This window comes from Microbacterium sp. 10L49, assembly GCF_056395125.1.
In genome coordinates this window covers 248680-269171 of record NZ_JBFTIW010000004.1, presented here as the reverse complement: position 1 = coordinate 269171, position 20492 = coordinate 248680, and the positions used below count along the sequence as shown (strand labels likewise).

Here is a 20492-nt window from a genome sequence, read left to right as displayed (position 1 = left end):
ATCCGGGCGTCGCGCGCGTCAGGCTCCGAGCCGCTTGAGCGCGGTCTGCACGACGTGCTTGGCGGATGCCGCGGCGCGACCGACCACCTCGGCCGCGTGCGCGGCGCCGTCGGGCAGGGGCGGGACCCCGATGAGCCCGGAGATGTCGGGCGCGGAGTCCCCGTACGCGTCGGCGAGGAACGGGACGAGCCAGTCGTCGACCTCTTCCAGAGGCGCGGCCTCGATGCTGTAGAAGCGGCGCTGTCCGTCTTCGCGCACGGTGACCAGCTCGGCCTCGCGCAGCACCTTGAGGTGCTTCGAGACGGTGGGCTGACTGATGCCCAGCTCGCTGACGATCTGCGTCACGCTGGTACCGGCGTCCCCGTCCTCTGACCGCTGGCGCAGGAGTTGCAGGATGTCCCGTCTCGTGCCGTCGGCGATCACGTCGAAGATGTCGGTCATGCCTTCACAGTAGCCGCGCCGAGGGCGGAGTACCATGACGAAGGCTTGGCGGACGGAGGATCGGAGGGGCTCGACCATGGCGCGCACCGCTGCCCCGCGATCCTTCTCCGAGATCGCCCGACGGACCGTCCGTCTCGGCAAGACCCTGACGACCTCATCGCCCTCTCGGTTCGCGATCGTCGTGTTCTCGGCGCTCATCCTGATCACCACGGCGCTGCTGTCGCTGCCGATCGCGAGCGCCGACCGCACGGTGACGCCGCTCGCGGACGCGCTGTTCACGGCGGTCTCCACGATCTGCGTCACCGGCCTGTCCACCGTCGACATGTCCACGCACTGGTCGGGCTTCGGGCTCGGCGTGATCTTCGTGGGTGTCAACATCGGCGGCCTCGGCGTGCTGACCCTTGCCAGCGTGATGGGCCTGGCGATCTCGAAGCGGCTGGGGCTGCGCGCCAAGCTCATCGCGGCGGGCGACACCAACCCGATGCGAGCGCACGGCGGCCCCGTGAACGAGAGCCAGACCGTGCGCCTCGGCGAGGTCGGATCCCTGCTGCGCACCGTGGCGATCTCGGCGTTCACGATCGAGGCCGGGCTCATGGTGCTGCTCTACCCCGCGCTGCTGACCGCGGGGGTGCATCCGGTCAACGCCCTGTGGGAGGCGCCGTTCTACGCGGCGATGGCGTTCACGAACACCGGATTCACCCCGAACCCCGGGGGGCTCGAGCCGTTCGCGCAGAACTACTACGTGCTCAGCGTGCTCATGCTCGGCGTATTCCTGGGCAGCCTCGGCTTCCCGGTGATCTACACGCTCACCCGGCAGCGCTGGCACGTGCGGCGCTGGTCGCTGCACGCGAAGCTGACCATGCTCACCACGATCGTGCTGTTCGTGGTCGGCGCCGCCGTGTTCCTGCTGCTCGAGTTCGACAATCCGAAGACCTTCGGATCCATGGATGCCGGCGACACCACGTTCCAGGCGTTCTTCCTGTCCGCGATGACGCGTTCGGGCGGCTTCAGCGTGGTGAACATGGGGGATCTGAATGGATCCTCGATGCTCGCCGCCTCGATGCTCATGTTCGTCGGCGGCGGCTCCGCGTCCACGGCCGGCGGCATCAAGGTCACCACGCTCGCCGTGCTCGCCCTTGCCGTGATCAGCGAGGCCAAGGGACGTCCTTCGGTGCAGGCGTTCGGGCGCCGGATCCCTTCGGACGTGCAGCGCGTCGCCCTCAGCGTGGTGGCCTGGGGGGCCACGACGGTCGCGCTGTCCACGATCGCCATCAGCCAGATCACGAAGTACCCCGTGGAGGAGGTGCTCTTCGACGTGGTCTCGGCCTTCGGCACCGTGGGCCTGTCGACGGGCGTCACCGAGAGGCTGCCGGATGCGGCGACGTACATCCTCGCCGCGACGATCTTCATGGGACGCGTCGGCACGGTGACCCTCGCGGCCGCGGTGGCCGCGACGTCGCGCAATCAGTTGTACTCGCTGCCCGTGGAGCGGCCGATCGTCGGCTGACCCGCAGCAGCCGCGGTCGGCGGAGTCGCGAGGGGCGTTACGTCCTCCCCCGATTCGGCTGACGCGGAACGCCCCAGCGGCGGACAGTAAAGTGGGCGACATGGTTGAAGTGCTGCGCAACGACGCTCCGGTGCTCGTGATCGGCCTGGGCCGCTTCGGCGCCGCCTGCGCCGGCGAACTGGACCGCCTCGACCGGGAAGTGCTCGCGATCGACACCAACCTCGAGCTGGTGCAGAAGTGGTCGGAGCGGGTCACGCACGCCGCGCAGGCCGACACCCGCAACATCGACGCGCTGCGCCAGATCGGCGCCCAGGACTTCCAGGTCGCCGTCGTCGCCGTCGGATCCTCGATCGAGGCCTCGGTGCTCATCACCGCGAACCTCGTCGACCTCAAGGTGCCGCAGATCTGGGCGAAAGCGGTGTCGCAGTCGCACGGCAAGATCCTCGCCAGAGTGGGGGCGAACCACGTCGTCTACCCCGAGCGCGAGGCCGGGGAGCGCGTCGCGCACCTCGTGTCGGGCCGCATGCTCGACTTCATCCGGTTCGACGACGACTTCGTGCTGGCCAAGATGTATCCGCCGAAGTTCATCCGCGGCGTGGGCCTGAACCAGTCCGGTGTGCGCAGCAAGTACAACGTGACCGTGGTCGGCGTGAAGAGCCCCGGCAAGCCGTTCCGCTACGCCGAGGCCGACACCGTCGTCACCAACCACGACCTCATCATCGTGTCGGGCACGAACAGCGACATCGAGCGGTTCTCCTCGCTGGATCGCTGAGCCTGCGCGGCACCGGGCCGGCACCTCCGTCGGTACGTGGCGCCCGGCGTGCCCGGCGTGACCGCGAGACCGAACCCTCGTCCCGAGACCGACGTTCTGATCTGCTGTCTCGGCACGCAGAATCGGTTTCGCGGTCACGGCATGTCCGTCGCGAGGGGGATGCCGACCGCGCCGGCGCGTGGTCGGATGGAGACATGACCGACTTCACAGCGCCCTTCGCCGCCGCGCCGCCGGTGCTCTCGCTGCAGGGCCTTCGCAAGCAGTTCGGACAGAAGGTCGCTGTCGACGACCTCTGGCTCGATGTCCCCGCCGGATCCATGCTCGGCCTCCTCGGCCCCAACGGCGCCGGCAAGACAACGACCCTCGCGATGACCACGGGGCTGCTGCGCCCCGATGCCGGCTCCGCCCAGGTGCTCGGTGCGGACGTCTGGCGGGATCCCGCCGCCGCCAAGGGCCGCATGGGGGTGCTGCCAGACGGCGTGCGGATGCTCGATCGCCTCACCGGCGCCGAGCTGCTGCGCTACACCGGTCTGCTGCGCGTCATGACCGAGGCCGAGGTCGTCGCCCGGACCGGCGAGCTGCTGGACGCGCTGGGGCTCGCCGACGCCGGCAGCACGCTGGTCGTGGACTACTCCGCGGGCATGCGCAAGAAGATCGGCCTTGCGTGCGCGCTCATCCACGCGCCGCGCCTGCTCATCCTGGACGAACCGCTCGAGGCGGTCGATCCCGTCTCGGGCGAGACGATCCGGCAGATCCTTCGGGCGTTCGTCGACGGCGGCGGCACGGTCGTGCTGTCCAGCCACGTCATGGAGCTCGTCGAGTCCCTGTGCGATCGGGTCGCGATCGTCGCCGATGGGCGCCTTCTCGCGAACGGCACCCTCGACGAGGTGCGCGCGGGCGAGACGCTGCAGCAACGCTTCCTCTCCCTGGTCGGCGCGCACGAACTCGGATCGGAGACGCTCGCATGGTTGCGCTCCTCGTAGGCCTGCGCTGGCGCCAGCTCGGCCATCAGCTCGGGCGCAACCCGTGGATGATCGTGTCCCTGATCATCTCGGGGATGATCGCCCTCGGCCTTCTCGCCGCCCTCGCGGCGGGTCTTGTGGCGCTGCGGATCGCGGCGCCCGATGCGGCCGTGCGCACGCTGGTCGTCGTCGGCTCCGGCATCGTGCTCGTGTGGTGGATCGGCTCGATCGTGGTGAGCGTCGACGACTCACTCGCCCCCGAACGCTTCGCCCTGCTGCCGGTCACGGCACGATCGCTGCTGCCGGGGCTCGTCGTCGCGGGCGCCACCACGATCGGCGGCATCGGCACGACCGTGGCGCTGCTGCTCATGCTCGTCGGGTGGTCGGTGAGCCCGCTCGCGCTCGTGGCCGCCGTGGTGCTGATCCCGCTCGCGCTCGCGACGTGCGTGCTCGGCGCCAGGGTGGTCAGCGGCGTGCTCGCCGGGTGGCTGGCCGGACGGCGGACGCGCGACCTGGTGATCACGCTCGGCGTGCTGCTCGTCGCCTGCTCCGGCCTGCTGATCAACGTGCTCGTGCGCGCTTTCGCCCGGCTCTCGGACCCCTCAGCGGTCCTGCCCGCGATCGCCGACGCCGCCGGATGGACGCCGCTGGGCGCCGTATTCGGCGTCTCCGCCGCGCTCGCCCAGGGCGATCTGCTCGCGGCGGGCATTCGGCTGCTCATCGCCCTCGCGACGGCCGCGGCCCTGTGGTTCGCCGCGCGCGGGCTGCTCGCCGCACGCCTGGTCGCGCCGATCCAGAGCCGCAGCGGCGGCCGCGTGCGCTCGGGCGGACTGCTCGATCGCGTACTCCCCGCCTCCCCGATCGGAGCGATCGCGGCCCGCACCCTGCGCTATGCCACGCGCGATCCGCGCCAGGTCATCAACACCGTGATGATGGTGCTGCTGCCCGCGCTCCTGATCGGGATGACTCTGATGAACGGACGCGGGGAGGGCTCATTCGCGCTGGGCCCCGCCGCGATCCTCATCCCGGCGATCAATGCGCTGCTGATCGGCACGATCCTGCAGCTCGGCATCGCCTACGACAACGACGCGATCGCCCTGCATATCCACAGCGGCGTGCCGGGACGGGCGGATCGCGCGGGCCGTCTGCTCGGGTTCGGGATCATCGCGGTGCCCGTGACGATCGTGCTGTGCGTCGCGGCGAGCATGCTCGCGGGGCGGATGGACCTCATCCCGGCCAGCCTGGGCGCAGCCCTGGGCCTTGGCACGGCGGCGGCCGGCCTCGGGGTGTGGGTGGGCGCATTCCTGCCCGGCCGCGCACCCGCCCCTGAGGCGAATCCGTTCGGACGCGGATCCTCCGGCGGGGTGCAGTCGATGGTCGCGATGATGATCATCACGCCGCTGAGCCTGGCGATAGGAGGGCCGGCGTTCGGCCTTGCGATCGCCGCGATCTGGACGCCGTGGCTCGGCTGGCTGAGCCTCGCATTCGGCCTGGTGTGCGGCGGCCTCGCCATGTGGGGCGGCGCGGTGCTGGGCGGACGGATCCTGGAGCGGCGCTGGCCCGAGGTGCTCGCCGAGGTCGCCAGCGAGGCGTGAGGACGGAGGGCCCGGTACATCGGGCCCTCTGCGTCAGGCCCCGGCGGCGAGTTCGCGTGCCCGCGCGAGCGCGGCGTCGGTGGCGCGGGCGAACAGGCCGTCCAGAGCGGCGTCCTGCAGCACGGCGATGGCGCGCTCGGTGGTGCCCTTGGGGCTCGTCACGCGTCGGCGCAGCTCTGCAGGATCCTCGCCCGACGCCTCCAGCAGCGCGGTCGCGCCGATGAAGGTCTGCTCGGCCATCAGTCTCGCCTCGGGCTCGGCGAAGCCCTTGCCGATCGCGGCCTTCGTGAACTCCTCGATGAGCAGGAAGACGTAGGCGGGACCGGATCCGGAGATCGTGGAGAGCGGGTCGATCTGCTCCTCCGCGACCTCGATCACGGATCCGACCGTCTCGAACAGCCGGCGCACGAGGGCGCGCTCCTCGTCGGTGACGCCGGGAGCCGCGGCGAGACCGGTGACCGCGCGGCCCACGGTGGCCGGTGTGTTCGGCATGGACCGGAGCACGCTCGTGCCGGCCGGCAGATGCGCGGCGAAGGTCGCCAGGGTGACGCCGGCCGCGATGCTCACGACGATCGCGTCCTCCCGCAGATGCGGAGCGATCTCGTCGAGCAGGTCGGGCACCATGGCCGGCTTGACGCCCACCACCACGATCCGCGCGCCCGCTGCCACGTCATTGCCGGAGGGCTCCTGCTCCAGCGCGATCGAGCGCACACCCTGCAGACCTTCGAGCTCGGCCGCGCGCACCGAGGTCCGATTGGTGGCGGTGATGCCGCCGTCGACGGGGATCCCGCTGGCGACGAGGCCGCGCAGGATCGCGCCTCCCATCGAACCGGCACCGAGGAACGCGACAGAGGGAAGGGCATCGACCATGCCGCCATCCTACGAGCCCGCTCCGTGCGGTGGCAGGGCCGGCGTCCGCCCGCTGCCGATGCCGGTCGGGCCGTCATGCGTCCCGCCGCCGCGCATAGACTCGTGGCATGAGTGCATCCGGTGGTGGCAAGGCGATCCTGGCGGCGTTCCTCGCGAACATGGGCATCGCTCTCGCGAAGCTCGTGGCGTGGCTGCTCTCCGGATCCGCCTCGATGCTCGCGGAGGCCATCCACTCCGTCGCCGACTCCGGCAACCAGCTGCTGCTGATGCTCGGTGGCCGCAAGGCGCAGCGCCGCGCGGATCGCGAGCACCCGTTCGGATACGGCCGCGAGCGCTACGTGTCCGCGTTCGTGGTGTCGATCATCCTCTTCTCCGTCGGCGGCGTGTTCGCGATCTACGAGGGCGTGCAGAAGCTCATCGAACCGCACGAACTCGACAAGACCTGGTGGTGGCTGCCGCTCGCCGTGCTGATCGTGTCGATCGTGCTGGAGTCGTTCTCGCTGCGCACCGCGATCAAGGAGAGCAACCACGTGCGTCCGAAGGGGCAGTCGTGGATCTCGTTCATCCGGCGCGCGAAGGCCCCCGAGCTGCCCGTCGTGCTGCTCGAGGACACCGGCGCGCTCGCGGGTCTGCTCTTCGCCCTGCTCGGCGTGGGGCTCACCCTCCTCACGCACAATCCGGTCTTCGATGCTCTCGGCACCCTGATGATCGGCCTCCTGCTCGTGCTCATCGCGATCGTCCTGGGCATCGAGACCAAGAGCCTGCTCGTCGGCGAAGGGGCCAACGAAGCCGACTTCGACCGCATCGTCGATGCGATCCACGCGGGCGACGAGGTCGAGAAGCTCATCCACATCAAGACCCTCTACCTCGGCCCCGACGAGTTGCTCGTCGCCGCGAAGATCGCCCTGACCTCGGACAAGACCGTGCGGGCCGCGGCCGACGACATCGACACGATCGAGGCGCGCATCCGCGAGGCGGTTCCGGCCGCACGGGTGATCTATCTCGAGCCCGACATCTACCGGCCGGCTCAAGACCCCTCCCCCTCCACCGACGCGTTCGTGCTGCGTTCGGCCGACTGACCGGGCGGATCCGTCGTGGTCGACCCGCTCGCGGCCGCACTCGCCGACCCCACGGTCTCCGCGGACGCGCGGCAGAAGCTGCAGCATGTGCAGGATGTGCTGCGCGAGGATCCGCAGGCTCGCCTGATCTCGCTGTTCTTCGAGGGCGAGGAGCCCCGCGCCGCCGTGGCGTTCGGCGACGTCGACGCGGCGGAGCTGATCGTGGTCGTGCTGCACGGGATCGACACGGATCTCGCCGCGTTCGCGGGCTGGGCGGGCATCGCCCAGCGGCTGTGCGCCGACACGATCCGCGCGAGCACGCTGCGCGGGGGGACCGCCCGGATCGCGACCGTCGCCTGGTTCGGCTACGACTCCGGCACCCACCTGTCCGCGCTCGCGACGAAGCACGCGACCGTGGGGGCGGCGCGGTTGGCCGGCGATCTGGTGCGGATGCGGCACGGCCATCCGCAGGCGCACATCGCACTGCTCGCATACTCGTACTCGTCGACGCTTTTCGGCGAGCTGGTGCTCTTGGACGGCGCGGGCCCCGTATCCATGGCGTTCTCGATCGCCTCGGCCGGTATGACGCACATGGCCGCGGATGCAGTGGCCGAGGCGATCTCGAAGCGCTCCTTCTCGTTCTACGCGACGGAGGCCTCGAGCGACGCGACCGCGCCCCTCGGACGGCTCGGCGCGCATCCGGTCGACCCCCGCGACATCGAGGGCGCGATCGTCTACTCCTCCGATGGCGGCCCCATCCCCGGGTCAGGTGGCGAGCAGGGCGAGTCCACCGACGGGCATGCCTCGCAGACCGAGGTCGACGAGCACGGCGAGCGGCACCGCGGCTACTTCGACCCGCGTGCGCAGGCGTATCTGTTCGCCGTGCAGCGCCTGGCCCGGCTGGCGTCGCGACGCCCCAAGGCCTGATCCGGAACCTCGCGACGGTCTCGTGCGCCGGGGTCAGCGCCGCTCTGCGAAGAACGCGCGCAGCTGCTCCACAGCCTCGTTCTCACGGACGCCGCCGATGACCTCGGCCCGGTACGGCAGCCGGCGGTCGCGCAGCACGTCGTAGAGCGAACCGGCGGCCCCCGCCTTCTCATCCCAGGCGCCGAACACCACGCGGGCGAGCCGGGACTGCAGGATGGCGCCGGCGCACATCACGCACGGCTCCATCGTGACGACGAGCGTGCAGCCGGTGAGATTCCAGGACCCGTGTGCGGCGGCGGCCGCGCGCAGGGCGACGATCTCGGCATGGCCGGTCGGATCCGTCGTCTCCTCACGGTTGTTGCGCCCCTCCCCGATGGGCCGGCCCTCCGGGTCGAGCACGACGGCGCCGACCGGGATCTCGTCCGCGGCTGCGGCTGCGGCGGCGAGGGCGAGGGCGCGCTCCATCGCCGTGTCGTCCGTGACGGGTCGTGCTGCGCTCACCGGTCCTCCCGACGGTCGAGCCTAGCCGCATGCCCCTCACCGGATACGCTGTCTCTATGCGCGTTCACGTGGCCGACCACCCCCTCATCACCCACAAGCTGTCGGTGCTGCGCGACGCGCGCACGCCGTCGCCGGTGTTCCGCCAGCTCACCGAGGAGCTCGTGACGCTGCTCGCCTACGAGGCGACGCGCAACGTGCGGGTGAGCCCGATCGAGATCACGACTCCGGTCACCACGACGATGGGCGTGAAGATCTCGGAGCCGCGGCCGATCGTGGTCCCGATCCTGCGCGCCGGTCTCGGCATGCTCGAGGGCCTCGTCAAGTTGCTTCCGACCGCCGAGGTCGGCTTCCTCGGCATGGTCCGCGACGAGGAGACCTTCGAGCCGACGACCTACGCCGAGCGCCTGCCGGATGACCTCAGCGGACGCCAGTGCTTCGCGATCGACCCGATGCTCGCGACCGGCGGATCCCTCGCCGCCGCGATCCAGTTCCTGTTCGATCGCGGTGCGGACGACGTCACCGCGATCTGCCTGCTCGGCACGCCCGAGGGTGTGGCGGCGATCGAAGCACTCGTGGGCGACCGCAACGTCACCCTGGTGCTCGGCGCCCTCGATGAGCGTCTGAACGAGAAGGGGTACATCGTGCCCGGCCTCGGCGACGCGGGCGACCGCCTGTACGGCACGGTCTGAGACCGGCGATCACACGGCCAGCACGTAGCAGCGATCCTCGCCGTAGGCCATGAACCCGCAGCGCGCGAGGATCGGCGCCGAGGTCTCGACGCGCCCCTTGACGAGCGCCGTGGTCGCCCCGAACTCGGCACCGATGCGCAACCGCTCGGCGAGCACCGCCCGGTAGGCGCCGCGCCCGCGGAACTCGGGCAGCGTCGCCGCGCCCCAGAGACGGAGGAAGCCGTCGACGACGGTGCAGCCGCCCGTGCTGATGGGGCGCCCGTCGATGCGGGCCAGTGCGCGGGCCCCCGTGCGAGCTTCGAGCTCGGCCGTCACCTCGGCGACCTCGGTACGCAGGCCGGCCTCGCTCAGCGGCTCCTGGCCCCAGACAGGGACGTTGACAGTGTCGACATCTCGAACGTCGAGCACGGTGCGCACCGCAGCGACCTCGACGCCGACCGGCACTGCGATCGGATCGCCCGGGATCGGGCGCGCGAACACGGTCACGGTGTCGTCGTGCACGGCTCCGCGCCGTCGCAACTCGTCCTCGAGGTCGGGACGGTCGGCGGCGTTCGTCCAGAACGTCAACCGGTCCTCGTCCCACGCCCGGGTGCGTGCGATCGCGTGGTCCAGCACCGACGGTGCGTCGAGGTCGGATGCGACCTGCGAAGCGCGCACACCGCCGCCGAACCGGGCCGGGTAGCGGACCAGCTGCAGAGCGGACTTCTCCTGCTCGCTCCCACGCGGGAACCACACCCAGGCTGCCGAGGCGCGGGCGATCTCGGTCTCAGAATGCATCGGCATCCCGGGAGGATCCCGCCGCGACGAGCGCATCGCCGGCGACATCGTGCTCATCGCCCTGTGCCTCTGCGTCCTGATCGGCGCCGACGAGGTGCGCGAACGCGCTGAGCCGGGCGACGCCCTCGGGCGTCCAGGGCAGGTCGTCCAGCAGGGCCGGCGAGTGGACCAGGTAGGCGGCGACCTTGGCCCGCGAGATCGCGACGTTCAACCGGTTCTGCAGCAGCAGGAACTCCGGCCCGCGCGGGGCATCGCGTCCGCTCGATGCGGCCAGCGACGTGATCGAGACCACCGCCTCCCTGCCCTGGAAGTTGTCGACAGTGCCCACCGCGACCTCCTCGAGGCCGGCATCCGCGAGCGCGTCGAGGATCAGCTGCTTCTGGGCGTTGTACGGCGCGACGACGATGATGTCGGCCTGCTCGAGCGGGCGCGGCAGTGCGCGCGCCATGCCGTCGGTGTAGTCCCGCCCGATCAGGGCGCGCACGATGCGGACGACCTCCGCGGCCTCCTCGGGCGACTGCGTGGCGTTGCCGCGATGCCGGATCGGCCGCACGTGCAACCCTGGCTCGATACCGTCGATCACGCGGCGCTCCGTGCCGGACGCCGACGCCAGCGCGCCCGCGTAGGCGAGCTGCGAGACCGGGGCGGCGACCTCCGGATGCATCCGCCAGGTCCGGGCGAGGAACGCTCCGTGCGCGGGGTCGATGACCGCCTTGTCGTGCATGACCCAGCCCAGAGCCGAGGTGTCGACGGGCTCGGGGTGCGTGCCCTGGCTCACCTGCGGCAACTGCTGCGGATCCCCGAGCAACAGCAGCCGCTGCGCGGCCACCGCCACGGCGATCGTGGAGGCGAGCGAGAACTGCCCCGCCTCGTCGATCACGAGCAGATCGAGCTCGCCGCGCTGCACACGCCTGGTGCTGGAGAAGTCCCAGGCCGTGCCGCCCACCACGCAGCCGAGGCCCGCGGCGCGCTGCTCGGCGAGATACGCGGCCATGCCGTCCTTGCGGATCGCGGTGAAGACGGGCTCCGACCCGTGCGGATCCTTCGGCGCCTTCGCCACCTGGGCGGCCGGAACCCCGGCAGCCACCACCCGTTCGAGCAGGTTCTCCACGATCGCGTGCGATTGCGCGACCACGCCGATGCGGTAGCCGTGCTCGTTCACGAGCCGGGCGATGACGTGCGAGGCGGTATACGTCTTGCCGGTGCCGGGAGGGCCCTGGACAGCGAGGTAGCTGCGGTCCAGGTCGAGCACACCTCGCGCGATCGCGTCAGCAGCCTCCGGCAGACGATCATCCGGTGACGTGGCGCTGTCCGCGGTGTCGGCGTTCCCGCCGGGATGCCCGTCCGGCCGCGGCTCCAGGACCGGGAGCGGCTCGCCCGAGACAGTCCGCGGCACCACACGGCGCAGCACGTCGGTCGCCGCATCCTGCGGGAACGCGGGGGCCGCCGACAGCACGGATCCGGCCCATTCCTCGATCGCTCCCTGCAGGGACTTCACTCGGGGTGGCGAGGCAGGGGTGAGGGCGAGCGGCAGCTCGTCCCAGGTCTGCCCGCCGATCGAGCGCTCGCGGATGCGGTAGCCGTCGTCGAGCACCTCGACGATCTCCACCTCGTGCGGCACGTGGATCACACGCGCGGGGAACTCACCGAAGAACGGCGCGGGAGCCTCGTAGAGCGCGAACGGACTGCCGCCGACATTCAGAGTGCTGCCGGGCGCGACCTCACCGTGCAGGTCGACGAGACGCGTGACGGCGCGGGCGCCTTCCTCCATGCCCCAGTCCTGCGCGACGGCCGAGCGATCCGGGTCCACCCGCAGCACATCGCGCGTCGACTCCCACAGCGTCACCGGTTCGCGCAGGCGCTGGAAGTGCGAGATCCAGAAGCTCTTCGCCTCGCGCGGGAAATAATCGATCGCGGCCGCCGCGACTCGATGGAACTGACCGGCCTGCTCGAGTGCAGCGCCCGTCGCGCCCGCGCCCCGAGCCTCATCCTGCTCACGCTGCCCCTCGGCCTGCAGGGCGAGCGACAGCGGCGCGGGTTCGTAGGCGCGCGTCTCGGGCTCGTCCGGCGGAGCCGGCAGCACGCCCGCCTCGCGCGCGAGGCCGACGAGCCAGTTGCGCAGCCGCCTCGTCGAGACGCAGTCGTAGCGGTTGTAATCGGCGAGGTCGGCGAGGATCCCCTCGGCCTCGGCGGTGCGGCCCGAGGCGGCGAGCCCCCGCGCCTGCACGTACTGGACGATCGAGTCGTCGCCCTTCTGCACGTCGCTCGTGCGCACCTCGGCCCCCATGTAAAGCGGCTCGAGCTTCTTGATCGAGTACGACCGCGATCCGATGCGCACCGTCCGCAGCACCAGCGGATACAGGTCGACGAACACGCCCTCCCGGAGCAGCCGGTCGACGTCGGCCTCGCCCACGCCGTAGCGCTCCGCCATGTTCTGCAGATGCGAGGTCTCGTAGGGGGCGTAGTGGTAGATGTGCATATCGGGGTGCGCCGCCCTGCGCGCCTTCACGAAGTCCAGGAAGTCCTGCAGCGCCTGCCTCTCGGCCGCGAAGTCGTGCGCCCACAGCGCGGTGTACTGCTCGGCGTCGTCGACCCAGCCGAACAGGTAGTCGAGCCCCCAGTGCTTGTTCTCCCGAGCCTGCCCTTCGCCCGGCTCGGTGTAGAGCGGATCCCCCTCGAAATCGAAGAACAGGTCGCCGCGGCTGGGCCGCGGCATCAGTCCGATCGCCGCCGCCGAGACGACCTCGAACGGCGGCGTGGGGTGTGCGCCGTCCCGTCCAGGCTCGCCGGCGTCTTCGGCCGCCATCGCGGCGAGCTGCAGCCGGGCCTGCGCACGGAGCGCCTGGAACGTCTCGACGTTCATGCCCTCCGGCGCATCCTCCGCCGCGGCAAGGTCGTCGATGGTCCTGATGCCGGAGGCGCGGAGTCGCGCCCGCTGCACCGGGCGCATGCGCGCGACGAGCAGCAGATCCCGGTGGGCGACCACCTCGAGCTCGCAGGTGGCGCAGCGCCCGCAGGCGACGATCTGCAGATCTCCGCGGTCGTCGCCCCAGGCGAGCGGCGCACCCGCCGCGCCCTCGTCGATGCGGCGGTCGGCGATGAGGGCGCGCAGGCGCGCACGGCGCACGTGGAACAGCGGCAGCAAATCGCTCACCGCATGCGTCGAGATGCTGCGGTCGCCGAGGATCAGATCCACTTCGTCGGAACGCGGGATGCCGACGCGGTCGAGTTGATCGACATATGCCGCCAGCTGCATGAGCGCCGTCACGCGCGCGGTGCGGGCGAGCTTGGAGTCCTGCACGCGCCACCGCCCATCGGGGTCGCACCGCAGGAAGTCCGCGAACCCGACGAACTCGGGCGTGGAGAACGCGGCCTGGTAGATCACCGTCGCGTCGGACCGCAGCGCGCGCAGCGTGTCAGCGACGACCTCCGCCAGCGCCTCGGCATCGGTCGAGGACACCTTGGGCAGCTCGATCACGCCCGGCCCGCCGTCGACGGATCGTCCGAGCTCCGCGATGTAGTCGTCCAGCACCACGAGCTCGTGCGCGTCGCCCATCGCCGCGGCGCGGGCGAGCGTCGCGTCCTCCGGATCCTCGACCGGCTCGACTCTCCCGAGCTTGGCGTCGACCGCGCGCGCCCAGGCGAACTCGCACTCGGCCGCGAGCTTGAGATCCGTGGCACTCCAGATCACGCGCTTCCGGTCGGATCCGACGTTCTGATCGGATGCGGAAGCGGTGATCACGCGCACGAGGGCTCCTGTCGTTCGGGGGCGACCGATCGGGCCGTCGCTTCGACCCTAGACGGGACCCCCGACATCACGGGCCGGCGTCAGCGCCACCAGGTGTCGTCGGGCGTGACCGGCTGGCGGCGCTTGTGCGAGGTCGCGAGGTAGCGCGCCTCGATGCGCTGCGCCACGTCGGCCGCCACCTCGCGCCCCTCCAGATAGTCGTCGATCTGCTCGTAGGTGAGGCCCAGCTCGTCCTCGTCGGCACGGCCGGGCGTGCCGTCCAGCAGGTCGGCCGTGGGCACCTTGTATGCCAGGCGGTCCGGCGCGCCGAGCGCCAGCAGCAGCGCCCTGCCCTGGCGCTTGGAGAGCCCGGCGAGCGGGGTGAGGTCGCAGGCTCCATCGCCGAACTTGGTGAAGAAGCCGGTCACCGCCTCCGCCGCGTGATCCGTGCCGATCACGAGCATGCCGCGCTGTCCGGCGATCGCGTACTGCGTGACCATGCGCAGACGCGCCTTGATGTTACCGCGGTGGAAGTCCGCCACGTCCTCCAGGCCCGCCGCCTCGAGGTCGTTCTCGAGCCCGTCGACACCGTGCTCGATGTTGACCTCGACCCCCTCGTCCGCGGCGATGAACGCCATCGCCGCGGTCGCATCGTCGGCGTCGTGCTGCACCCGGTAGGGCAGGCGCACGGCGATGAACGTCGCCTCGCCGCCCTCGGCGCGCACCTTCTCGACGGCGAGCTGCGCGAGCCGCCCGGCGAGCGTCGAGTCCTGTCCGCCCGAGATGCCGAGCACATAACCCTTGGCGCGCGTGTGCTGGAGGTAGTCGACGAGGAAGCCGACCCGGCGGTCGATCTCCGCGGCGGGGTCGATGTCGGGGCGCACCCCGAGGCCTGTGGCGATGTCCTGCTGCAGGGTCATGCTTCTCCTTCGGTCGTGGAACCAGTATCCAACGGCGACGTTTCGCGCGCGTGAACGCCACCGTGGCTCCGGCGGCGCCTGCGAGGATGGAGGCATGAGACTCCTCGTCGCCGCCCTCGCGTCCGAACTGCAGGCCTTCCCCGAGGAGCTTCCGGGCTTCGACCGGCTCGTGACCGGCCCCGGCAAGCTCAAGGCCGCGTACGGCCTGACCCGCGCGCTGGACGCGGCCCCCTACGAGGAGATCGTGGTCGTCGGCACGGCGGGAGGCGTGGATCCGGATCTCCCCGGCGGCGTGTACGAGATCACCGCGGCGATCCAGCACGACGTCCAGGACCTCGACGGCGTGATCGGGCAGCACGTCTCGCTGCCGCCGCGTGTCGCGACCGGCCGCGACGGACTCGTCATCGCGACCGGGGACAGCTTCGTCGATGACGTCGCCGTGGTCGAGCGGATCCGCGGCCTCGGCGGGGTGCTCGTCGACATGGAGACCTACGCCTACGTCTGGGTCGCCGACCAGTTCGACGTGCCGATCCGCGTGCTGCGCGCGATCTCCGACACCGCTCAGGACGGCGCCACCACCGTCTGGGACGAGACCGTCGCGGCCTGCAGCGTGCAGTTGCGCGAGCAGATCCGGGACGAGTACGGAGTCTGAGAACGCACCGCAGTCGACCGGTCGTGGACATTTCAGTTAACGCTCGCTAATCTGAATCACGAGTCCACGACCGCTGCGAAGTCGCCCAACGGAGGGTGCCGTGTCCGAATCAACCGCGCCGAGCATCGGTGCGCCGACCTACCGCGAGCTCGTCGACGAGCTGCGCGCCCGGCGCGCCGAAGCCGCCCTGGGCGGACCGGAGAAGAGCCGCCTCCGCCACACCGAGCGCGGCAAGCTGCTCGCCCGGGACCGGATCGATCACCTGCTCGACACCGGCAGCCCGTTCCTGGAGGTCGCACCGCTCGCCGGCTACGGTCTGTACGGCGGTGACGCCCCCTCGGGCGGCGTGGTCGCCGGGATCGGGCTCGTGCACGGGCGGCACGTCATGGTCGTCGCGAACGACGCCACGGTCAAGGGCGGCACCTACTATCCGATCACCGTGAAGAAACACCTGCGCGCGCAGGAGATCGCGGCGGAGAACCGGCTGCCCTGCATCTACCTCGTCGACTCGGGCGGCGCCTTCCTGCCGATGCAGGACGAGGTGTTCCCCGATCGCGATCATTTCGGGCGCATCTTCTACAACCAGGCCAGGATGTCGCGGGACGGGATCCCCCAGATCGCCGCGGTGATGGGGTCGAGCACGGCCGGCGGCGCGTACGTGCCGGCGATGAGCGACGAGACGGTGATCGTGCGCAATCAGGGCACGATCTTCCTCGGCGGCCCCCCGCTCGTGAAGGCGGCGACCGGCGAGGTCGTCACCGCGGAGGACCTCGGCGGCGGCGAGGTGCACACCCGGGTCTCGGGCGTCGCCGACCACCTCGCGGAGAACGACGAGCATGCGCTGCAGATCGTCCGGGACATCGTGGCGACGCTGCCGCCGTCGCCGCAGCTCCCGGATCCCCTCGCTGCGGTCGCGGATCCCCCCGTCGTCGACCTGCTCGACGTGGTCCCGGTCGAGCTGACCGTGCCCTATGACGCGCGCGAGATCATCCGCGGCATCGTCGACGGCGGCGCCTTCACCGAGTTCAAGGCCGAGTACGGCACCACCCTGGTGACCGCGTTCGCGCACATCCACGGCCACCGGGTCGGGATCATCGCCAACAACGGCGTGCTGTTCGGGGAGTCGGCGCTCAAGGGCGCGCACTTCATCCAGCTCTGCGAGCAGCGCCGCACCCCGCTGCTGTTCCTGCAGAACATCACCGGCTTCATGGTCGGTCGCGAGTACGAGGCGAACGGCATCGCCAAGCACGGCGCGAAGATGGTGAACGCGGTCGCGACCGCGACGGTGCCCAAGCTCACCGTCGTCGTAGGCGGATCCTTCGGCGCCGGAACCTACTCGATGTGCGGACGGGCGTACTCGCCGCGGTTCCTCTGGCTCTGGCCGGGCGCCAGGGTCTCGGTCATGGGCGGACCGCAGGCCGCGTCGGTGCTGTCGACCGTGCGCCGCGATCAGATCGAGGCGGCGGGCGGATCCTGGTCGGCCGAGGAGGAGGCCGAGTTCCAGGCCCCGATCCGGGCGGCGTATGACGAGCAGGGCAGCCCCTACTACTCCACCGCCCGACTGTGGGACGACGGGATCATCGAGCCCGGCCAGACCCGGGATGTGCTCGGCCTCGCGCTCGACGTCGTGATGCGGGCCCCTTCGACCGACCAGCCGGCCGCCGGCGCAGCGGCAAGCCGGCAATACGGCGTCTTCCGGATGTGAGTGAGATGCACCGCACTGAGCCTTACGTGTTCGACACCGTCCTCATCGCCAACCGCGGCGAGATCGCCTGCCGCGTCATCGCGACGCTGCGCCGTCTGGGGATCCGCTCGGTCGCCGTCTACAGCGACGCCGACGCGGGCTCCCGCCACGTCGCCCTCGCCGACGTCGCCGTGCGGATCGGCCCCGCACCCGCGGCGCAGAGCTACCTGAACATCGACGCCGTGCTGGACGCCGCCAGGGCGACCGGCGCGCAGGCGATCCACCCCGGCTACGGGTTCCTCGCCGAGAACGCCGCCTTCGCGCAGGCGTGCGCCGACGCCGGGATCGTGTTCATCGGCCCCACCGCCGCCGCGATCCGCGCCATGGGCGACAAGATCACGGCCAAGCTGGCCGTCGCGGAGCGCGACGTGCCCACGGTTCCGGGGGTTGCACGCCCCGGCCTCACCGATGCCGACCTCATCGCCGCCGCCGGAGGGATCGGCTACCCGCTGCTGATCAAGCCCTCGGCGGGCGGCGGCGGCAAGGGCATGCACGTGGTCACGGACGAGGCGCACCTGGCCGACGCGATCGCCGCCGCTCGGCGCGAGGCCGCCGCGAGCTTCGGCGACGACGCGCTGTTCCTGGAGCGCTACCTCGCCACCCCGCGGCACATCGAGGTGCAGATCCTCGCCGACGCACACGGCAACGTCGTGCACCTCGGCGAGCGCGAGTGCTCGCTGCAGCGCCGGCACCAGAAGGTGATCGAGGAGGCTCCGTCCCCGCTGCTCGACGAGTCCACGCGCGCGGCGATCGGCGCGGCCGCGTGCGAGACCGCCCGGAGCGTGGACTACCGCGGCGCCGGAACCGTGGAGTTCATCGTCGAGGCGGCGAAGCCGGACGAGTTCTTCTTCATGGAGATGAACACGCGTCTGCAGGTCGAGCACCCCGTGACCGAGCAGGTCACCGGGCTCGACCTCGTGGAGCAGCAGCTGCTCATCGCCGCCGGTGCTCCGCTCGGTTTCGGGCAGGAGGATGTCGTGCTGCGGGGGCACAGCATCGAGGCGCGCGTGTACGCCGAGGATCCGGCCTCCGGCTTCCTACCGACGGGCGGCCGTGTGGGGCGCGTGATCCACCCCGAGGGCGAGGGGATCAGGGTCGACACGGCGATCGCCGACGGCCTGGACGTCTCGATCGACTACGACCCGATGCTCGCGAAGATCATCGCGCACGGCGCGGATCGTGACGAGGCCCGCCGCCGACTGGTGCGAGCGCTCGACGGGACAGCGGTGTTCGGCTTCCCGACGAACGTGGAGTTCGTGCGGGCGCTGCTCGAGCTTCCCGAGGTGGTCGCCGGCGACCTCGACACGGACCTCATCGCCCGCCGCTTCGACGATCTCGCCTTCGCCGAGGCCGGCGCACGCGTGTTCGCCGAGGCGGCGCTGCTGTTCGATGCCGCGCCGCGCTCCGAGGCCGCGACGGTGTCCGGCCCGTGGACTCGCCGCGATGGCTGGCGCCTCGGCGTTCCCGCCCCGCGTCGCTACCGACTGGTCTGCGGCGAGCACCGCGCCGAAGTGCGCGTGACGGGATCCGGATCCCGCCTGTCGGTCGAGGTCGACGGATCCGGTCCGGTGGCCGCCGCCTCGCGCGCCGAGGGAGCCTCGCACCGCACGATCACGATCGATGGCATGACGCGGACGGTCGCCGCGCTCGAGATCGAATCCGGCCGGGTTGCCATCGCGCACAGCGGTGCAGTGTTCGAGGTCGCCGTGGAGCGGGTCTCGCATGCGGGTGCGACGGCGGCGGAGAACCGCCCGCATCTGGACTCCCCCATGCCCGGGACGGTCGTGCTCGTGCACGCCGCCGACGGCGCGCACGTCGCGGAGGGCGATCCGGTGCTCGTGGTCGAGGCGATGAAGATGGAGCACGTGCTGCGCGCCGGGGTGGCGGGCACGGTCGCCGTCCACGTCGCGCAAGGCGACACGGTGGCCCGAGGGCAGACCCTGGCCGTGATCACTCCGGACCCTTCGGCAAGCTCAGGGACCGAACCGGGTGCCGGTTCGGGGACCGATGTCGAGGAGGTCGCGGAATGACGGGGAAGCGCATCGAGCAGCGGGGACTCTACTTCGAGGAGTTCGAGGAGGGCGCGGTCTACCTGCACCGCCCGGGGCGCACCGTGACCGAGGCCGACAACGTGCTCTTCACGACCTTGACCATGAACACCCAGGCCCTCCATCTGGACGCGGCGTGGAGCGCCGGAACCGAGTTCGGCGAGCGGCTCGTGAACAGCATGTTCACCCTGTCCACGCTCGTGGGGCTCTCCGTCGCGCAGCTCACGATGGGCACGATCGTCGCGAACCTCGGCTTCTCCGACGTGTCCTTCCCCGCGCCGGTGCGCATCGGCGACACCCTCTACGCCGAGACGCTGATCGTGTCGAAGCGGCTGTCGTCGTCGCGCCCCGGGCAGGGCGTCGTTCAGTTCGCGCACACCGGGCGCAATCAGGACGGCACGGTGGTCGCCCTCGCAACGCGGTCCACCCTCATGCAGTGCCTTCCCGCGGAGGCCGCGCGATGAGCGCGCTGCAGGGCCCCGCACTGCTGTTCTGCCCCGCGGACCGCGACGACCGGTACGCGAAGGCCCTCGCCGCCGCCGACTCCGTGATCCTCGACCTGGAGGACGCGGTCGCCCCCGCGGACAAGCCCGCCGCCCGTGTGCGCCTCGCCGCCGCGGGCCTGGATCCGCGGCGCACGATCGTGCGGGTGAACCCGGCGGACACCCCCGATCACGCGCTCGACCTCGCCGCCCTCGCCGGCACCGTGTACCGCACGGTGATGCTGGCCAAGGCCGAGTCCGCCGCCGACCTCGACGCCCTGCATGCTGCGGGGCACCGCGTGCTGGCGCTGTGCGAGACCGCGCGCGGTGTCGTCCACGCCGAGGAGATCGCCGCGCACCCCGCGACGATCGGGCTCATGTGGGGCGCGGAGGATCTCGTCGCGAGCATGGGAGGACGCTCGAGCCGGTTCACCGCGGGCGCCCACGCGGGCCGCTATCGAGACGTCGCACGCCTCGCGCGCTCTCGCGTGCTGCTGGCCGCGAAGGCGTTCGGGAAGGCCGCGATCGACTCCGTTCACCTCGACATCGCCGACGTCGACGGTCTGCGCGCCGAGGTTCTCGATGCCGCGGCGAGCGGCTTCGACGCCACCGCGTGCATCCACCCGAGCCAGGTCGCCGTGATCCGCGAGGGCTATGCCGCCACCCCGGCCGAGCGCGACTGGGCCGAGCGCGTGCTCGCCGAAGCAGAAGGACAGCCGGGGGTGTTCCGGTTCGAAGGCCGCATGGTCGACGAGCCCGTACTGCGGCAGGCCAGGGCGATCCTCGGGCGCTGATCGCCGCGCCCGAGCATCGCCCACCG

The 20492-nt window shown here is 71.3% G+C and carries 18 protein-coding genes; 12 read left to right on the top strand and 6 right to left on the bottom strand.

Features of this window, described 5'->3' with window-relative positions; genetic code table 11:
• Window positions 1-18: 18 nt before the first annotated feature.
• Complete coding sequence (locus tag AC1DCT_RS14320) at window positions 19-441, bottom strand: ArsR/SmtB family transcription factor (RefSeq protein ID WP_440734884.1); 423 nt, start codon at window positions 439-441, stop codon at window positions 19-21.
• A gap of 76 nt (window positions 442-517) precedes the next feature.
• On the opposite strand from AC1DCT_RS14320, the gene AC1DCT_RS14315 reads away from it, so the two are divergent.
• From AC1DCT_RS14315 to AC1DCT_RS14300, 4 genes are all read left to right on the top strand, one after another.
• Window positions 518-1948 carry a TrkH family potassium uptake protein gene (locus tag AC1DCT_RS14315; protein ID WP_441975654.1) on the top strand — a complete coding sequence of 477 codons (1431 nt, stop codon included), beginning with the start codon at window positions 518-520 and terminating at the stop codon, window positions 1946-1948.
• 100 nt (window positions 1949-2048) lie between these two features.
• Window positions 2049-2720: a potassium channel family protein gene (locus AC1DCT_RS14310; RefSeq protein ID WP_045272962.1), complete on the top strand. Its 672-nt coding sequence runs from the start codon at window positions 2049-2051 to the stop codon at window positions 2718-2720.
• 194 nt (window positions 2721-2914) lie between these two features.
• Complete coding sequence (locus tag AC1DCT_RS14305) at window positions 2915-3703, top strand: ABC transporter ATP-binding protein (protein ID WP_477429981.1); 789 nt, start codon at window positions 2915-2917, stop codon at window positions 3701-3703.
• A complete protein-coding gene (locus tag AC1DCT_RS14300; protein ID WP_477429979.1) occupies window positions 3685-5277 on the top strand; it encodes a hypothetical protein in 1593 nt (530 codons plus the stop codon). Before AC1DCT_RS14305 ends, AC1DCT_RS14300 begins: the two co-directional genes overlap by 19 nt.
• A gap of 33 nt (window positions 5278-5310) precedes the next feature.
• Here AC1DCT_RS14300 and proC read toward each other — a convergent pair whose 3' ends face one another.
• On the bottom strand, window positions 5311-6147 hold the full coding sequence (proC, locus tag AC1DCT_RS14295; RefSeq protein ID WP_477429977.1) for a pyrroline-5-carboxylate reductase: 837 nt from the start codon (window positions 6145-6147) through the stop codon (window positions 5311-5313).
• 107 nt (window positions 6148-6254) lie between these two features.
• Here proC and AC1DCT_RS14290 point away from each other — a divergent pair, with 107 nt between their 5' ends.
• Together AC1DCT_RS14290 and AC1DCT_RS14285 are read left to right on the top strand one after the other, a co-directional pair.
• Window positions 6255-7226, top strand: coding sequence for a cation diffusion facilitator family transporter (locus AC1DCT_RS14290; RefSeq protein WP_440734879.1), 972 nt, complete (start codon window positions 6255-6257; stop codon window positions 7224-7226).
• A gap of 15 nt (window positions 7227-7241) precedes the next feature.
• Window positions 7242-8132, top strand: coding sequence for an alpha/beta hydrolase (locus AC1DCT_RS14285; RefSeq protein ID WP_477429975.1), 891 nt, complete (start codon window positions 7242-7244; stop codon window positions 8130-8132).
• Between the two features lie 33 nt (window positions 8133-8165).
• On the opposite strand, the gene AC1DCT_RS14280 is transcribed toward AC1DCT_RS14285, so the two are convergent.
• Entirely contained in the window at window positions 8166-8633 is a 468-nt protein-coding gene (locus AC1DCT_RS14280) for a nucleoside deaminase (protein ID WP_477429973.1), read from the bottom strand.
• Between the two features lie 56 nt (window positions 8634-8689).
• On the opposite strand from AC1DCT_RS14280, the gene upp reads away from it, so the two are divergent.
• The gene (upp, locus tag AC1DCT_RS14275) at window positions 8690-9322 is read left to right on the top strand and encodes a uracil phosphoribosyltransferase (protein ID WP_440734876.1); all 633 of its coding nucleotides are present in this window, start codon (window positions 8690-8692) and stop codon (window positions 9320-9322) included.
• 9 nt (window positions 9323-9331) lie between these two features.
• Here the strand turns inward: upp and AC1DCT_RS14270 are convergent, their stop codons facing one another.
• The 3 genes from AC1DCT_RS14270 to nadE all read right to left on the bottom strand — a co-directional run bounded on the left by AC1DCT_RS14270 (window position 9332) and on the right by nadE (window position 14746).
• Window positions 9332-10105, bottom strand: a complete 774-nt coding sequence (locus tag AC1DCT_RS14270) for a GNAT family N-acetyltransferase (RefSeq protein WP_477429972.1) — start codon at window positions 10103-10105, stop codon at window positions 9332-9334.
• Window positions 10089-13847: a TM0106 family RecB-like putative nuclease gene (locus AC1DCT_RS14265; protein WP_477429970.1), complete on the bottom strand. Its 3759-nt coding sequence runs from the start codon at window positions 13845-13847 to the stop codon at window positions 10089-10091. Before AC1DCT_RS14265 ends, AC1DCT_RS14270 begins: the two co-directional genes overlap by 17 nt.
• Window positions 13848-13927: 80 nt before the next feature.
• Complete coding sequence (gene nadE / locus AC1DCT_RS14260) at window positions 13928-14746, bottom strand: ammonia-dependent NAD(+) synthetase (protein ID WP_477429968.1); 819 nt, start codon at window positions 14744-14746, stop codon at window positions 13928-13930.
• Between the two features lie 94 nt (window positions 14747-14840).
• On the opposite strand from nadE, the gene AC1DCT_RS14255 reads away from it, so the two are divergent.
• From AC1DCT_RS14255 to AC1DCT_RS14235, 5 genes are all read left to right on the top strand, one after another.
• Window positions 14841-15398 (top strand): phosphorylase family protein, encoded by a 558-nt coding sequence (locus AC1DCT_RS14255; protein ID WP_477230404.1) that lies wholly within the window; start codon window positions 14841-14843, stop codon window positions 15396-15398.
• Window positions 15399-15498: 100 nt separating this feature from the next.
• Entirely contained in the window at window positions 15499-17103 is a 1605-nt protein-coding gene (locus AC1DCT_RS14250; protein ID WP_477429966.1) for a carboxyl transferase domain-containing protein, read from the top strand.
• Window positions 17104-17108: 5 nt separating this feature from the next.
• Window positions 17109-19172: an ATP-binding protein gene (locus AC1DCT_RS14245; protein WP_477429964.1), complete on the top strand. Its 2064-nt coding sequence runs from the start codon at window positions 17109-17111 to the stop codon at window positions 19170-19172.
• Window positions 19169-19654, top strand: a complete 486-nt coding sequence (locus tag AC1DCT_RS14240) for a MaoC family dehydratase (RefSeq protein WP_441975643.1) — start codon at window positions 19169-19171, stop codon at window positions 19652-19654. Before AC1DCT_RS14245 ends, AC1DCT_RS14240 begins: the two co-directional genes overlap by 4 nt.
• A complete protein-coding gene (locus tag AC1DCT_RS14235) occupies window positions 19651-20466 on the top strand; it encodes an HpcH/HpaI aldolase/citrate lyase family protein (protein WP_477230408.1) in 816 nt (271 codons plus the stop codon). The genes AC1DCT_RS14240 and AC1DCT_RS14235 overlap by 4 nt, the downstream gene beginning before the upstream one ends.
• Window positions 20467-20492: the final 26 nt, after the last annotated feature.